Consider the following 14,570-nt stretch of genomic DNA (forward strand, 5'->3'; position numbering starts at 1 on the left):
GACCCGCACCCGCGGCCTAGACTCGGCGCATGTCCCGCCTCGTCGTCGTGCTCCCGCTCGTGCCGCTCCGGGTCGGCGACAGCTTCCTGGTGCCGGACTGGCCGCCGCACATCACCGTGTTACCGCCTTTCCTCACGGGGGCGTCGGCAGCCGAGATCGCCCACGTGATCGCCGCGGCCGCCGCCGGCCGGGACACCCTGACCGTGACGGCCGGCCTCGACGAGCTGTTCGGGCGCCGCGCGGACATCCCCGTGACGGTCATGGTCGAGAACGAGGCCCTGACCGGCCTGCACCGAACGCTCGTGGCGAAAGTCCGGCCGTTCGCCACGTCCCCGGACGAGCCGGCGTTCACCGGACCCGGCTTCCGGGCACACGTGACGATCAAGCCGTCCGGGCGGGTGCACGAGGGCGACGAGCTCGTCCTGACCCAGATCGCGCTCGTCGACATGGCACCCCGGGCGAACCCGGGCGGCCGGATGGTGCTCGCGACGCTCCCCCTGCTCCCCCCGCAAATTAGCGGTTAGGCAGCGCACGGCCCGACGCTAGGCGTGCGATTCGGTCTTCAGCAGTTGCCTGGCCAGGTCCTCCGGCGCGAGATTGGCGTCGCGGAAGGCATCCGTCAGCGGCAGCTGCAGCCGCAGGTCCGTGCCCAGGCAGAGTGCCGCGCGACCGGAGCGCAGCTTGAAGTCGAGCACGTGCCCGCCCTCGGTGCGGTCGTCGGTGATGAAGTGCGCGTGGCAGCCGGGCACACCGATGCCCTGCTCGTAGAGCGGCGTGCGGAAGCCGACGACGACGCCGCTGACATTGTGCAGCTCGACGATCGCGTCTTCATCCGTCGCCTCCACCATCGGCCGGTACGGTTTCTGCTGTTTGACCACCGTGCGCATCTTGATCCACTCGAAGTCACCGTCGATTCGCAGGGCATACATGTAGTTCTCGGATGCCGTCATCCGGTCGATGACCGCGGAGGCCTCGGCCCGGAGCACACCGGACGGCAGTTCGCTCTCGATGTGCGGGACGAAGTTGGTGACCACGGCGTATGGCGTGTGCGCACCGAGGTCGGCCTTCGATACCCCGCCGTCCGCCCGCAGCTGGTAACAGGTTCCGTCGACGATGAGCATCTCGCCGTCCAGTCCGTTGAAGGTGCCGACGCCGAAGCTGCCGTGCCCGAGCAGGTCGCGCACGGTCATCTCGCCCTCGTACACACCGTCGAGCAGCGCGCTCATCAGGCTCGTCTGGAAGATTTCGTGCCGGGACACGGTCATTTCACTCATTGCAGCACGTCGCTTTCCAGGTCGGCCATCAGTTCGTCTCTATTGTTGCGGTAGTCGACCCGCACGTCGATGATGCTCGGCCCCGGCTCGGCCATCGCCGTGGCCAGCACGCCCGCGAAGTCGGCGAGGCGGGTCACCCGGTGGCCGTGCGCACCGAACGACTCGGCGTAGCCGACCACGTCATAGTCGCCCAGCTGCACGCCGGAGGTGCGACCATATTTGCCCTGCTGCTGGAACGCCACCATGTCGTAGCTTCCGTCGTTGAAGATCACGTGGGTGAAGGTGGAGCCGAGCCGCACGGCCGTCTCCAGCTCCATCGCGGAGTAGAGGAAACCGCCGTCGCCCGATACCGACACCACCGGGGTTCCCGGCCGCACCAGCGTCGCCGCGATCGCCCACGGCAGGGCAACACCGAGGGTCTGCTGCCCGTTCGAGAAGAGCAGGGTGCGCGGGTGGTAGGTGCGGAAATGCCTGGCCATGTAGATGTAGTGCGAGCCGACATCGCAGAGCACTGTGGTGTCGTCGGGCAGCAGGGCGCGCATCATCAGGGTGAGCTCGGCCGGGTGCACGCCCTCGGTTTCGTCGTGCCCGGTCGGCTGGTCGGCCTGCGCAAGACGGGCCCGCTGCTCGGAGACCACCTCGGCCGCGGCGGGCCGCAGGGCGAGCCCGTCGATCTGCCTGGCGAGAGCGTCGAGAGTCTCGGCAACATCGCCGCGCAGCTCGACGGTGGGGCGGTAGAAATCGTCGAGGTCGGCGGTGAGCTCGTCGAGGTGAATGATCACACGCTGGTGGTCTTTGTTCCATTTCGACGGCTCGTATTCGACGAAGTCGTATCCGACGGCCAGGATCACGTCGGCCTGGTGCAGCAGGATGTCGCCCGGCTGATTCCGGAACAGGCCCACCCGGCCCAGGTAGTGCTCTTCGAGCTCGTGCGAGATGACCCCGGCAGCCTGGAAGGTCTCAACCACGGGGAGACCGGCGACGCCGAGCAGGCTGCGCAGGGCCTCGGCCGCGCGATCCGAGCCCGAGCGGGCGCCGGCGAGGATGACGGGAAGGGTCGCGTTCTTCAACAGTGCCGCGGCCCGCTGCACGCTGTCCGCCGGGGCGGAACCCAACCGCGGAACCCAGTGCGGGTTCTTCATCGTGACCGTGGTCTCGTCGACGAGCACGTCGTACGGCAGCACGACGGCGGCGGCGCCCATCGGCTCCTGGGTCGCCTGACGGAATGCGTTCGCGATCGCCTCCGGCACGTTGTCGGCGACGCTGACCTCGCCCGCCGACTTCGTCACGGCCGAGAGCATGCCGACGGCATCCATGGTCTGGTGGGTGCGCTTGAGGCGGTCGGCGCGGGGGACGGCGCCGCACAGGGCCACCATCGGGTCTCCCTCGGTCGTAGCGGTGAGCAGGCCGGTCGCCAGGTTGGAGGTGCCGGGGCCGCTCGTGACCAGCACAACACCGGGCCGGCCGCTCAGGCGCCCGACGGCCGCAGCCATGAACGCGGCGTTCTGCTCGTGCCGGCAGACAATCAGCTCCGGGCCGTCGTCGATGAGGGCGTCGTAGACCGGGTCGATCTTGGCGCCGGGAACCCCGAACACCCACTTGACCCCGTAGGCCGTGAGACACTCGACGACCCGGTCGGCGGAGCGGCGGGACAGGGCTGCGGTGCTCGCACCGAACGGCATGGCCGGGTCGACCGGCCTAACCGGGTCGACCGACGTGGGTGCGGCATCCGTCGCCTTGTCGTTCTGGACTGGTGAGTACTTCGTCATTCTGGCCTCCGGCTCGCCGAGAGTCCGGCGTCTCCATCCATCGTCTCTCTCCAACCGATAGGAAACAACGCCAATAACGGATGCCACTCATCTGCAGATGAGATACTGACGAGATGGACCTCCGCCAGCTCGAATTCTTCAGCGCCGTCGCCGCCGAACTGAGCTTCACCCGCGCCGCCGACCGGCTCACCATCGCCCAGTCCGCCGTGTCGGCCGGGGTGAGGTCGCTCGAGAGCGAACTCGGTGTGGAGCTTTTCGATCGCAGCCGCCGGCAGATCCGGCTCACCGGAGCGGGCGACCTTCTCCTGCCGAAGGTGCGCGAGGCGCTCGACGCGGTGAACGAGGTGCGCGACGCAGCCCAGGAGACCGCGCACGCCATCACCGGATCCATCGTGATCGGGCTGATGACCTCCGTCACCCTCGTCGACGTGCCCGGCCTGCTCGGCCTGTTCCGCACCGGACACCCCGGTGTCGGCGTGCGCCTGCGTGCCGCCCGCCGGGGGTCCGCCGGCCTGCTCGACGATCTGGCCTCCGGCGAGCTCGACCTGGCGTTCCTGGCCCTGAGCGGTCCCGTTCCGGCGTCACTGACCGCCCAACCGATCGCCTCCTCACCGATGGTGCTGGTGGTGCCGGAGGCCCACCGGCTGGCCGGCGCCCGCACGGTCTCGCTCGGCGACCTCGAGCGGGAGGAGTTCATCGATCTGCCGCCCGGCTATGCCAGCCGCCGGATCGTGGACGACGCGTTCACCGTCGCCGGCGTCGAACGCCGGGTGATGATCGAGGTCTCCGACATCGGGACGGCCGCCGAGTACGTCACCAACGGCCTCGGCGTGGCACTGCTGCCTGCGTTCGCGGCCCGCGACGCCCGCGAGGTGCGGAGGATCCCGGTCGACGCGGTGCCGAACTTCACCGTCTACCTGGCGGCGTCCCGCACGAGACGGGTGTCGGCGGCGGTGCGCGCCTTCATCGACCTGGCGCTGCCGGGCGAGAACCCGGCGCGCTGACGCCGATCGTGGTGCCCCCACTGGGACTCGAACCCAGACTGTGACGATTTTAAGTCGTCTGCCTCTGCCATTGGGCTACGGGGGCGCGCCCGGCCGAGACCGGACGCTTCAAGCGTAGGTGCTGCGAACGCCGCCCGTGTTACGTGGCCGAAGAAACGGAGCTCTCGGCGTCGACGGTCTCGGCAGCCGCATCGGGCATGGCAGCCGGCTTCGCAGCCGTCTTGCGCGGCGCACGCGGTGCCCGGGTCGCCGGTGTTGTCTTCGCTGCCGGTGTTGCCTTCGCTGCCGGCGCTGCCTTCTTGGCGGCCGGCGCTGACTCCTTCTCCGGAGCGGCCTTGGCCGGAGCGGCCTTGGCCGGAGCCGAGGCATCCGTTGACGGCTTCGGACGCGACGCGAACTCCTCGAACACGGCGCGCGGGTTTTCGACGGCGGCGAGCGAGACGATGTCGCGGCCCAGGAAGAAGTTGTTCACCCAGCCCCAGACGACGCGAAGCTTGCGCTCCCAGCTCGGCATGGCGAGGCCGTGGTAGCCGCGGTGCGCGATCCAGGCAGGGAGGCCGGTGATCGCGATCTTGCCCGACTGGAAGACACCGTGGCCGACGCCCAGGCCGGCAACGGCGCCGAGGTTCTTGTGCAGGTAGTCCTTGGGGCCTTCGCCGCGGAGCACAGCGACGATGTTCTTCGCGAGGAGCTTGCCCTGACGCACCGCGTGCTGAGCGTTGGGAACGCAGAAGCCGCCCACTCCCCCGCCACTGAGGTCGGGCACGGCACTGACGTCACCGGCGCCCCAGGCGTCGGCAATGATCTCATCTTCGGTGCCGACGCGCAGGTCGGTGCGCACCTGAAGGCGCCCACGTTCCTCGATCGGAAGGTCGGTGTGGCGCACGATCGCCGGGTTCGCCATGACACCGGCGGTCCAGACGATGAGGTCGGTCTCGAAGCTTTCGCCGGTGGACAGCTCGATCTTGCCGTCGACCGCGCTGGTCAGCTGGGTGTTGAGGTGGATCTGCGCGCCGCGCTGGTCGAGGTTCTCGATCACCTTCAGGCTGGTCGGAACGGACACCTCCGGCATAATCCGCCCCATCGCCTCGATGAGGTGGAAGTGCGTGTCGTCGAAGCCGATCTCCGGGTAGGACTTCAGCAGGGAGGTGGCGAACGAGCGCAGCTCGGCGAAGACCTCGATGCCGGCGAAGCCGCCGCCGATGACCACGAAGGTCAGCAGGCGGTCGCGCTCGGGGCCGGCGGGCAGCTGGGCTGCCTTGTCAAAGTTGGTGAGAACGCGGTCGCGGATGGCGACGGCCTCTTCGATGGTCTTCAGGCCGAAGGCCTGGTCGGCGACGCCCGGGATCGGGAACGTGCGCGAGACGGCACCGGCCGTGACCACGACGATGTCGTAGACGAATTCCCACGGCTCGCCGACCGGAGGGGTGATGGTCGCGGTCTTCGTGGCGTGGTCGATGTGCGTGACCTTGGCCGTGAGCACGTTCGTCTTGGCGAGGTGGCGCCGGTGCGCGACGACCGCGTGGCGGGCCTCGATGGACCCTGCCGCGACCTCGGGCAGGAACGGCTGGTAGGTCATGTACGGCAGCGGGTCCACCATGGTGACCTCTGCTTCGCCGGCTCGCAGCCATTTCTCCAGCTTCCAAGCGGTGTAGAAACCCGCGTAGCCGCCGCCGACAATGAGAATTTTGGGCACGATTAGAGGTCCTCCTACAAGATTGGGTGCGCGATAACTCAGCGTTTTGTTCGTAATCGCTTGAAGTGCCGAGTGGCCCCTACGCCGAACAGCGTTACTAGGATAGCAAACCCGACAAGTACCATGAGCGGCACCGTCACATACGTCAGGCTGAGCGGGCCGGGCAACCAGGCGCCCGCCAGGTTGTGGTCGGGGACGGCCGGGTCATCCTTCGGCGGGATCGGCGCCACCGCGGTGGTCTCCGGCGCGGGCGTCGGCACCGTGTCCGCACGGCGGTGCAGCCGGATCCATTCCTCGAGCAGCTGCGTCGGCGTCGGCGAGGTGGAGGCCGGCACGGGAGCCGTCACCGCCGCCGCGGCGTCGATCAGTCCGTTGCCGTAGATCGGGCTGGGCACGGAGTGGCCGTTCGGGTTCGCCGTGGCGATCACCCGGTTGATCACCTCGGCCGCGTCGAGTTCCGGGTAAGCGGCGCGCACGAGCGCGACCAGTCCGGAGACGATCGGCGCGGCAGCGCTGGTGCCGTCCCACTGCACATAGCCGCCGCCGGGCACAACACCGACAAGCTGCTCGCTCGGGGCAGCGACCGAAATGGTGATGCCCTGTGAGGAGGCGTCGAAGCTGGCGGCCTTGTTCCGGTCGACGCCGCCGACCGTGAGCACGCCGGGGATGGTGGCCGGAGCACCGACCTCCGTGGTGCCGCTGCCGCGATTACCCGCGGCAGCGACGACGACGACGTCGTTCTCGAAGGCGTAGAGGAACGCGTCGTCCCAGCTCGTCGGCCAGTCCAGTGTGTTGCGGGTCAGGGACATGTTGATCACATCGGCGCCGTTGTCCACGGCCCACCGGATGCCTTCGGCAATTTGGTCGTCGTTGCTCAGGGAGGCAGTGGTGTCGCCGAACGCCACCGACACGGCCAGGATCGACGCGGCGGGGGCCACCCCGATGATCCCCGTGCCGTCGCCGGAGCCACGTCCGGCCATCAGCGTGGACACGAGGGTGCCGTGTTCGCTGCGGTCGCCGACGGGGGTCCGGCCGTTGACGGTGCCGAGGCCAGAGACATCCGTGCCACCGACGACCGCGCCGGTCAGTTCGGGGATATTGACGGCCACACCGGTGTCTATCACGGCCACTTTCACGCCGGCGCCGCGGGTGGTGGCCCAGGCCTGGGTGAAACCGTAGTCATTGAGCCAGTACTCGAGGTCTCGCACCTGGTCGGCGTGTGCCGGCGGTGCGTCGACGATCAGGGATGCGCCGCCCAGCGCCAGCGCCAGGCTCAGACCGATGCCCGTGCCGATGCGTCGCCAGGTCAGGGTCACGCGTCCGCCGCGGTGTAGTCGAGGCACTCACAGACGGCGGGAGTCCAGGCGGCCCTGGCCAGGGCCAGGTCCCCGATCGGGTTGACTCCCGGACCGGCCGCGAGGGAGTGCGCGGCCAGGGCGTGCAGGCACTTCACCCGTTCCGGCATGCCGCCGGAAGAGATCCCGGCGACCTCGGGGACGACCCCGATCGACTCCCGGTCGGAGAGGAACCCCTCGTGGGCGCGGCGGTATGCGGCCCGGATGTCCTCGTCGTCCTGCAGCAGCTGGTTGTACTCGTTCATCACCTGGGTGGCTTCGAGGAACGACAGCGCGGCCGTCGCGGCCGGGTGGGTGAGGTAGTAGAAGGTGGGGAACGGCGTGCCGTCACTGAGCCGGGGCGCGGTGGCGACCACGGTCGGGGCGCCGCAGACGCAGCGCGCGGCGATGCCGACGACGTCGCGGGCGGGGCGGCCGAGCTGGGCCGAAACCGTGATGATGTCGGTCTGGCTGACCGGTGCGAACGGCGGCCGGGTCATTTCGCGGCCTCCGGGGCGAGTCCGGCGGTCATGACGGAGGCGAACATGGAGGAGAGCCAATCGACGTTGGTGTTTTGGATGACGGAGCTCGCCGGCGGCGGCTCCGTACCGCCCGCGACGGGGAGGGCAAGATCGTTGATCACGAGGAAGCTGACGTCGCCCGGGAGCACGTAGGAGAGCCGGTCGCGGGCCTGGGTCGTGACAAAGGTGCGGTCATTCCAGCGTTCCCGCTCTGTCTTGAGATCGTTGACGCTGCCCTGCTGGGCCGTGACGGCCTTCGTCAAGCGGTCGATCTGCTGTTGCTGCTCCGCATAGGTGCGGATGCCGGGGGCCAGCACGATCACGGCGAGAATCAGAATGCCCATCATCATGAAGGAGAACCCGGAGAGGCGGAGCCCGCGCAGCCAGGTGCTGGTGGCCGTCTCTTTCGTCGCGAGGGCGACGGGGTGTCGTTCGGCTCGTTTCCTGGCCATGGCACACCCCTTTCGCACTCATCGGATTTGGGAGGCTACTCGAACCCTAACCGCATTCGGACAAAAAAATGGAGCACTCGAGGCCCGGTAGACCCGGGCCTCGAGTGCTCCGGTTCTGCTAGGCCTTGAAACGCGGGAACGCGGAACGGCCCGCGTAAACCGCGGCCTCGCCCAGCTCTTCTTCGATCCTCAGCAACTGATTGTACTTAGCGACGCGCTCGCTGCGGGCAGGCGCTCCGGTCTTGATCTGGCCGGCGTCGACGGCGACCGCGAGGTCGGCGATGAACGTGTCTTCGGTCTCACCGGAACGGTGGGAGATGACCGTGGTGTAGCCGGCGCGCTGGGCGAGGGCAACCGCGTCGAGCGTCTCGGTGAGGGTGCCGATCTGGTTGACCTTGACCAGGATCGAGTTGGCCGTGCCGAGCTCGAGGCCCTTGGCCAGGCGAACCGGGTTGGTCACGAACAGGTCGTCGCCGACGATCTGGACCTTGTCGCCGAGTTCGGCGGTGAGGTGCACGTAGCCGTCCCAGTCGTCTTCCTCGAGCGGGTCCTCGATTGAGACGAGCGGGTAAGCGGCGACGAGCTCCACGTAGTACGCGGACAGTTCCTGGGCGGTGAGTTCCTTGCCCTCGAAGTGGTAGACGCCGTCCTTGTAGAACTCGGAGGCGGCGCAGTCGAGTGCGAGGCCGATGTCCTTGCCGGGCGTGTAGCCGGCGTTGGTGATCGCTTCGACGATGAGGTCGAGGGCCGCGCGGTTGCTGGGCAGGTTGGGGGCGAAGCCGCCCTCGTCGCCGAGGCCGGTGGACAGGCCCTTGGACTTGAGGAGCGCCTTGAGCGCGTGGTAGGTCTCGGTGCCCCAGCGGAGGCCCTCGGCGAAGGATTCGGCGCCGAGCGGGACGACCATGAATTCCTGGATGTCCACGTCGTTGTCGGCGTGGGAGCCGCCGTTGATGATGTTCATCATCGGAACCGGCAGGGTGTGTGCGTTCGGGCCACCGAGGTAGCGGAACAGGGGCAGGCCGGCCGAGGTGGCGGCGGCCTTCGCGACGGCGAGGCTGACGCCGAGGATGGCGTTGGCGCCGACGCGGTGCTTGTTGTCGGTCCCATCGGTCTCGTTCAGGACGGCGTCGACGATGCGCTGGTCGGTGGCGTCGAGGTCCTCGACTGCCGGGCCGAGCTCGTCGATCACGGCGTCAACGGCCTTGAGCACGCCCTTGCCCAGGTAACGCGACTTGTCGCCGTCGTGCAATTCATAAGCTTCGAACGCACCAGTCGATGCGCCGGACGGAACCGCTGCGCGGCTAACCGAACCGTCATCAAGCAATACCTCGACCTCGACGGTCGGGTTGCCTCTGGAGTCAAGAATCTCGCGCGCTACTACTGCCTCAATAAGAGCCACAGCTATCTCCTGTTTCCTTTGTTTTCTTTAATTGGGGGTGAAAATCTGGGGAATCGAGGAAGACCGCACTGTGTTCCAATCCCATAACAGTCTAGTGACGGTCGGCTGAATCGCCCAGCGGACGGAATTCGAGCGAGCTCGGGGCGCGCGTTTCGGACGTGACGAATGCGTAGCGTCCGTACCCGGCGGCGGCGGCCCGGTCGAGCAGTGCCTTGACGTTCTTGGTACGGCGTTCGAGCCGCACGCGAAGACCCGTTGCCACGAGGGCCGTCTTGAGCGCCACCAGGGCGGCCGGGTCGGCATCCTTCTCGTGGATCAGCACGACGGCGTCAGGGTCGGCCGCCCCGGTCACGCCGAGCAGGTCGACGATGCGTTCGAATCCGATCGAGAAGCCGCAGGCGGGCACGTCGGTGCCGAGGAATCGTCCGATCATCCCGTCGTAGCGGCCGCCGCCGCCGAGCGAGTAGCCCAGCTCGGGGTGGGCGATCTCGAAGATCGTGCCGGTGTAGTAGCCCATCCCGCGCACGAGGGTGGGGTCGAAGACCAACCGGGTGGCCGGCAACGCGTCGCGCAGGGCACGCAGGTCAGAGTAGGCGGCGAGGTCGAGCCAGGCCGGCGCGGCGGCGTCCCAGCCGAGGCCGGGCATTCCCGCGAGGGTCTCCGCGATGCCCTCGGTATCGATGCCGAGGCCGCCCAGCTCCGTGACGACACCGGCAACGCCGATCTTGTCGAGCTTGTCGATGGTGATCAGGGCGCGCTCGGCAAGTTCGGGTGCCACGTTCCAGTGGCCGAGCAGCGAGGCGAGGATGCGCCGGTCGTTGATTCGCACGGAGCAGCCGGTGAGGCCCAGTGCATCGAGGGCAGCGGTCGTCGCGGAGATCAGCTCGATCTCGGCGAGCGGACCGGCCTCGCCGATGATGTCGATGTCGCACTGGATGAACTGGCGGTAGCGGCCCTTCTGCGGGCGCTCCGCTCGCCAGACGGGAGCGATCTGGATCGACCGGAAGACAGCGGGCAACTCGGCACGATGGCTGGCATAGAACCGGGCCAACGGCACGGTGAGGTCGAACCGGAGACCCAGATCGGCCAGGGAAAGGAGATCGCCGGATTCGGCCGCGGCCGCGATTTCCACCGGGGACAGCCCGCGTTTGAGCACCGCGAAGCCGAGCTTTTCGTTGTCGCCGCCGAGACCGGAGTGCAGCCGGGCCGAATCCTCCATCACGGGAGTTTCGATTTCATCGAAGCCGTGGGCTGCGAAACTGCGCCTGATTGTGCCCAGCGCGTGCTCCCGGACCGCTTTCTCGTTGGGGAGGAAATCGCGCATGCCACGCGGCGGGGTCACAGGTGCTGCCATGGTTCCAATTGTGTCAGGTCCCGCCCGACCCCCGGACGCCACCGGCCGCGCGACCGGGCGCCCCGCGGTCCGGGCGCCCCGCGGTCCGGGCGCCCCGCGGTCGAGCCCGTCGAGACCCGGACCGGCATCAGCCCGCGCCCCTTTCCGCAGCCCGCGCCCGCCGTCGCGGGCGCGCCCTGCCATTCACGTAGCGGCGCCGACGGAGCCCCGGCGCGGCCGGGCATCCGTCGCCGCCCGGTGGTTGCGCTTGTCGAAATCACCCGGTCTCGACGGGCTCGACCACCGTGGGCCCGACGCCCGGGGACGGCGCAAGCGGGTTAGAGGGCGCCGCCTGCGGCGCCCGGGGCGTCGGCGTCGACCGGGCCACCGGCGACGGTCTCCCTGGCGATGTAGTTCTCGATGTCGAACAGGTTGTCGCCCGCTCGCTGCGCGATCGTCAACAGGGTCGACATCGACGCGACCTCTTCGACCTGTTCCTTGAGGAACCAGAGCATGGCCTGCTCGCCGAGGGCGTCACCGTCGGCGCGGGCGGCGCGGAAGAGTGCCTCGATCTGGGAGGTGACCTGCTTCTCCTGGGCCAGGGCGAGCGCAATCGGCTCGACGGCGAGGGTGAAGTTGTTCTGCACGGCCGGGATGCCCGGGATCTCGACTCCGAGGTCGCGGTCGAGCCGGTACTGCACCAGCATCATGGCGTGGTTGCGCTCTTCAATCGACTGGGCATAGAAGTGTGCGGCAAGCCGGGGCAGGGCCTGATTGTCGAACCAGACGGCGATGGCGATGTATTGCTGCGAGGCGGCAAACTCGTTGCCGATCTGGGTGGACAGAAGTTCATTGAAGGAAGTGTCGCTCATGGTTCGACGCTACCGGCCACCGGCATCCCGCGCTACCGGGCGACGCACCCCTAGACTTTCGGTCATCACGCCGGAGGGGGCAACGATGGATTCACGAGCAGCGCAGGGAATCACGGTCACGGGGGTCAGTCGTTCGTTCGGCAGCGTGCAGGCCGTGCGAGATGCCACACTGGCGGTGCCGCCGGGCTCGGTGACGGCCCTGGTCGGGCCGAACGGCGCAGGCAAGACGACCCTGCTGCTCATGCTCGCCAGTCTGCTCGCCCCCGATTCCGGCAGCATCACAATCGGCGGCCACGACCCGGTGGCCGACCCGCAGAAGGTTCGAGCCGCGATGGGCTGGATGCCCGACGTGCTCGGCTCCTGGCCGAGCCTGAGCGTTCGCGCCTCGCTCGAGATCACCGGGCAGATGTACAAGATGTCCCGCCTCGCCGCCACCACCCGCGCGAATGAGTTGATCGGGCTGACCGGCCTGGAGACCCTCGCCGACCGGCCGTCCCGGGTGCTCAGCCGCGGGCAGAAGCAGCGGCTGAGCCTGGCCAGAGCCCTGGTGCATTCACCCTCGGTGCTGCTGCTCGACGAACCGGCATCCGGCCTCGACCCGGCCGCTCGCGTGGCCCTCCGCGAACTCATTCGTCGCCTCGCGGGCGAGGGAACGGCGATCCTCGTCTCCAGCCACGTGCTCTCCGAACTCGACGAGATGGCGGATGCCGCCGTCTACCTCGCCGATGGAACCACGGCGAGCGCCGAGCGCGTCGCCCTGGCCGGCGCCAGCGCCAGATCGTGGCGGATCCGCTCGCTGGACCCTGACACCCTGGCCGGCGCCCTTCTCGCATCCGGCATCGTCGGCAGCGAGACGGACCACCTCGGCACCCTCGTGCACGTCGACAGCGAGGCCGCGGCCGCCGACCTGCTGGCCCGGCTGATCGGCTCCGGTGTTCGGGTGAGCGCCTTCGGGCCGGCGGTGGGCGACCTCGAACACACCTTCCTGGATCTGTCCCGGCCCGAATCAACCCGAGGGGCAGCATCATGAGCGACACCCGCGAAACAACGGCCGGCTCCGAGCCGGCCCCCAATGCGGCTCCCAATGCGGCTCCCAATGCGGCTCCCGTCAGGGACTACGTCGCAGGGCTCTGGCTGGTTGTCACCCTCGAGCTGCGCCAGCGGGTGCGCGGGGTCGCCTGGTACGTTCTGCTGGGCATCTTCGTGCTGCTCGTCGCGGCGGTCACTTTGCTGCTGTGGCTGTCGACCACGGCCTGGGAGACCGGCGGCGGCGCGGTCTTCTCAGCCGTCATATTCTTCGTACTCCTGCTCGGCACCCTCGTGTCCCCCGCGCTCAGCGGCAACGCCATCAACGGCGACAGAGACATCGGCACCCTCGCCACGACTCAGGTCACCCTGATCAGCACGGGCCAGCTCGTGCTGGGCAAATTCGTCGCCGCGTGGATCACGGCCCTCGCCTTCCTCGCCGCGGCCGTGCCATTTCTGCTCTTTGCGGTCGTGCTCGGCCAGGTCTCCGCTGCCACGATCGGCATCTCGGTGCTCGTGCTCGCCGCCGAACTCGGGGTCATCTCCGCGATCGGCGTCGGGTTGTCCGGTGTGGTCACCCGTCCCCTGTTCTCGATTGTGGTCACCTATCTCATCGTCGCGACACTGAGCGTCGGCACGCCGATAGCGTTCGCTCTGCTCGGCACCGCCACGAAGTCGGAACAGACCCTGACCGCGCCGGCCGGCTGCCAGGACCCGGCGACCACAGCGGAGATTCCTCGTTTCGATCACTATTGGTGGGTGCTCGCGGCGAATCCGTATGTCGTCGTCGCGGATGCCTCCCCCGGGGTCTTCGATGAATACGGCAACCCGCAGGACCTGTTCGGCTGGATCGCGGTGGGGGTGCGGCAGGCACAGGTGGCGCCTGACCTGCAGGGCCATTCCCCCTATTGCAACTCGACCGGGCAATACTTCGGCGAGGACCAGTTGACGGCGCGAGAGGTCTACGACAGCACGGTGCCGTCCTGGTTCGTCGGTCTCGGCATCCACCTGGTCCTCGCGGCCGGTGCGCTGTTCTGGGCCTGGCGCCGCACGGTCACCCCGGCCCGCCGTCTCCCCACGGGCCGCCGCGTCGCCTGACCGCGCGCCCCGCACGCCCGCCGGGTCAGCGCACGCCAGCCGGATCAGTGCACGTCAGCCGGGCAGACCGACGATGCCGGCGTCGAAGACGTCCGTGCCGTCCCCGGTGCCGATCGCGCCGTCGCCCTCGGCGGCGCGGATTTCGTCCTGAAGCCCTCGCAGGGCGGTGCGCAGCGCCCGCTCCGAGTCGAGTCCCTGCGCCTTGGCGGTGGCGACGATCGCCAGCAGCAGCGGACCGAGTTCGTCTTCGGTTTCGATCGGCAGCGGGAAGGCGGACTCCGCGCCGACCAGGCCGATCTTCTGCGCCCGACCGAGTACCTTGTCGGCGAGAGCGAGGGCGGGCATGCCCTGCGGAATGCCGTCGAGCACACTCGTGCGGTGCGGCTTCTCCACGGCCTTGAAGTCGTCCCAGGCGGCGACCACGTCGTCGGCCGTCTCGAGCGACAGGTCGCCGAACACATGCGGATGCCGCCCGACCATCTTCGCGGTCATCTGTGCGGCGACGTCCTGAATGTCGAAGTCCTCGCCGCTGGTGTGCGCGGCCAGGTCCGCGTGGAAGAGCACCTGGTAGAGCACGTCGCCGAGTTCCTCGATCAGCTCCTCGCGGCCACCGGCCTCGATCGCCTCGATGAGTTCATGGCTTTCCTCGGTCAGGTACTGCACCAGGGACTCGTGCGTCTGATCCGCGTCCCACGGGCAGCCTCCGGGCGCACGGAGCCGGGCGACGGTATCGATCAGGATGTCGAGCTGGCTGGGCGTGGTCATGCGTGCCTCCTGGGGTTCGTTCTCATC

Annotated in this window: 14 protein-coding genes and 1 tRNA gene; 4 read left to right on the plus strand and 11 right to left on the minus strand. The window is 68.6% G+C overall.

Annotated elements, in window-relative coordinates:
* Window positions 1-29: 29 nt before the first annotated feature.
* The gene (locus QMG61_RS04160) at window positions 30-524 is read left to right on the plus strand and encodes a 2'-5' RNA ligase family protein (RefSeq protein WP_283493071.1); all 495 of its coding nucleotides are present in this window, start codon (window positions 30-32) and stop codon (window positions 522-524) included.
* Between the two features lie 18 nt (window positions 525-542).
* Here QMG61_RS04160 and budA read toward each other — a convergent pair whose 3' ends face one another.
* Both budA and alsS read right to left on the minus strand, forming a co-directional pair.
* The gene (gene budA / locus QMG61_RS04165) at window positions 543-1,274 is read right to left on the minus strand and encodes an acetolactate decarboxylase (RefSeq protein WP_283493072.1); all 732 of its coding nucleotides are present in this window, start codon (window positions 1,272-1,274) and stop codon (window positions 543-545) included.
* Window positions 1,271-3,043 (minus strand): acetolactate synthase AlsS, encoded by a 1,773-nt coding sequence (gene alsS, locus QMG61_RS04170; protein ID WP_283493073.1) that lies wholly within the window; start codon window positions 3,041-3,043, stop codon window positions 1,271-1,273. Before alsS ends, budA begins: the two co-directional genes overlap by 4 nt.
* 113 nt (window positions 3,044-3,156) lie before the next feature.
* Between alsS and QMG61_RS04175 the strand changes: the two genes are divergently transcribed.
* Complete coding sequence (locus tag QMG61_RS04175; protein WP_283493074.1) at window positions 3,157-4,047, plus strand: LysR family transcriptional regulator; 891 nt, start codon at window positions 3,157-3,159, stop codon at window positions 4,045-4,047.
* 9 nt (window positions 4,048-4,056) lie between these two features.
* On the opposite strand, the gene QMG61_RS04180 is transcribed toward QMG61_RS04175, so the two are convergent.
* From QMG61_RS04180 to QMG61_RS04215, 8 genes are all read right to left on the minus strand, one after another.
* Window positions 4,057-4,132: transfer RNA gene (locus QMG61_RS04180), tRNA-Leu, on the minus strand.
* A 54-nt stretch (window positions 4,133-4,186) separates the two neighbouring features.
* A complete protein-coding gene (locus QMG61_RS04185; protein WP_283493075.1) occupies window positions 4,187-5,743 on the minus strand; it encodes an NAD(P)/FAD-dependent oxidoreductase in 1,557 nt (518 codons plus the stop codon).
* Window positions 5,744-5,781: 38 nt separating this feature from the next.
* Complete coding sequence (locus QMG61_RS04190; protein ID WP_349357882.1) at window positions 5,782-7,059, minus strand: S8 family peptidase; 1,278 nt, start codon at window positions 7,057-7,059, stop codon at window positions 5,782-5,784.
* Complete coding sequence (locus tag QMG61_RS04195) at window positions 7,056-7,577, minus strand: DUF501 domain-containing protein (protein ID WP_283493076.1); 522 nt, start codon at window positions 7,575-7,577, stop codon at window positions 7,056-7,058. Before QMG61_RS04195 ends, QMG61_RS04190 begins: the two co-directional genes overlap by 4 nt.
* Window positions 7,574-8,050, minus strand: coding sequence for an FtsB family cell division protein (locus tag QMG61_RS04200; protein ID WP_283493077.1), 477 nt, complete (start codon window positions 8,048-8,050; stop codon window positions 7,574-7,576). Before QMG61_RS04200 ends, QMG61_RS04195 begins: the two co-directional genes overlap by 4 nt.
* Before the next feature lie 118 nt (window positions 8,051-8,168).
* The gene (eno, locus tag QMG61_RS04205; protein ID WP_283493078.1) at window positions 8,169-9,449 is read right to left on the minus strand and encodes a phosphopyruvate hydratase; all 1,281 of its coding nucleotides are present in this window, start codon (window positions 9,447-9,449) and stop codon (window positions 8,169-8,171) included.
* A 91-nt stretch (window positions 9,450-9,540) separates the two neighbouring features.
* On the minus strand, window positions 9,541-10,803 hold the full coding sequence (hisS, locus tag QMG61_RS04210; protein ID WP_283493079.1) for a histidine--tRNA ligase: 1,263 nt from the start codon (window positions 10,801-10,803) through the stop codon (window positions 9,541-9,543).
* A gap of 317 nt (window positions 10,804-11,120) precedes the next feature.
* A complete protein-coding gene (locus tag QMG61_RS04215) occupies window positions 11,121-11,654 on the minus strand; it encodes a ferritin (RefSeq protein ID WP_283493080.1) in 534 nt (177 codons plus the stop codon).
* An 85-nt stretch (window positions 11,655-11,739) separates the two neighbouring features.
* Here QMG61_RS04215 and QMG61_RS04220 point away from each other — a divergent pair, with 85 nt between their 5' ends.
* Together QMG61_RS04220 and QMG61_RS04225 are read left to right on the plus strand one after the other, a co-directional pair.
* On the plus strand, window positions 11,740-12,684 hold the full coding sequence (locus QMG61_RS04220; protein ID WP_283493081.1) for an ABC transporter ATP-binding protein: 945 nt from the start codon (window positions 11,740-11,742) through the stop codon (window positions 12,682-12,684).
* Window positions 12,681-13,778 (plus strand): ABC transporter permease, encoded by a 1,098-nt coding sequence (locus QMG61_RS04225; protein ID WP_283493082.1) that lies wholly within the window; start codon window positions 12,681-12,683, stop codon window positions 13,776-13,778. Before QMG61_RS04220 ends, QMG61_RS04225 begins: the two co-directional genes overlap by 4 nt.
* A gap of 54 nt (window positions 13,779-13,832) precedes the next feature.
* Here the strand turns inward: QMG61_RS04225 and QMG61_RS04230 are convergent, their stop codons facing one another.
* Entirely contained in the window at window positions 13,833-14,543 is a 711-nt protein-coding gene (locus QMG61_RS04230) for a nucleoside triphosphate pyrophosphohydrolase (protein WP_283493083.1), read from the minus strand.
* Between the last annotated feature and the right edge of the window lie 27 nt (window positions 14,544-14,570).

Origin of the sequence: Cryobacterium sp. PH31-AA6 (genome assembly GCF_030063195.1) — a bacterium.
Classification (GTDB): Bacteria; Actinomycetota; Actinomycetes; order Actinomycetales; family Microbacteriaceae; genus Cryobacterium.

What these genes read in the sequence shown, in the direction of transcription:
- QMG61_RS04160 (WP_283493071.1), top strand. Translation starts at nt 30, where the DNA reads ATGTCCCGCCTCGTCGTCGTGCTCCCGCTCGTGCCGCTCCGGGTCGGC.
- budA (WP_283493072.1), bottom strand. Translation starts at nt 1,274, where the DNA reads ATGAGTGAAATGACCGTGTCCCGGCACGAAATCTTCCAGACGAGCCTG.
- alsS (WP_283493073.1), bottom strand. Translation starts at nt 3,043, where the DNA reads ATGACGAAGTACTCACCAGTCCAGAACGACAAGGCGACGGATGCCGCA.
- QMG61_RS04175 (WP_283493074.1), top strand. Translation starts at nt 3,157, where the DNA reads ATGGACCTCCGCCAGCTCGAATTCTTCAGCGCCGTCGCCGCCGAACTG.
- QMG61_RS04195 (WP_283493076.1), bottom strand. Translation starts at nt 7,577, where the DNA reads ATGACCCGGCCGCCGTTCGCACCGGTCAGCCAGACCGACATCATCACG.
- QMG61_RS04200 (WP_283493077.1), bottom strand. Translation starts at nt 8,050, where the DNA reads ATGGCCAGGAAACGAGCCGAACGACACCCCGTCGCCCTCGCGACGAAA.
- hisS (WP_283493079.1), bottom strand. Translation starts at nt 10,803, where the DNA reads ATGGCAGCACCTGTGACCCCGCCGCGTGGCATGCGCGATTTCCTCCCC.
- QMG61_RS04215 (WP_283493080.1), bottom strand. Translation starts at nt 11,654, where the DNA reads ATGAGCGACACTTCCTTCAATGAACTTCTGTCCACCCAGATCGGCAAC.
- QMG61_RS04220 (WP_283493081.1), top strand. Translation starts at nt 11,740, where the DNA reads ATGGATTCACGAGCAGCGCAGGGAATCACGGTCACGGGGGTCAGTCGT.
- QMG61_RS04225 (WP_283493082.1), top strand. Translation starts at nt 12,681, where the DNA reads ATGAGCGACACCCGCGAAACAACGGCCGGCTCCGAGCCGGCCCCCAAT.
- QMG61_RS04230 (WP_283493083.1), bottom strand. Translation starts at nt 14,543, where the DNA reads ATGACCACGCCCAGCCAGCTCGACATCCTGATCGATACCGTCGCCCGG.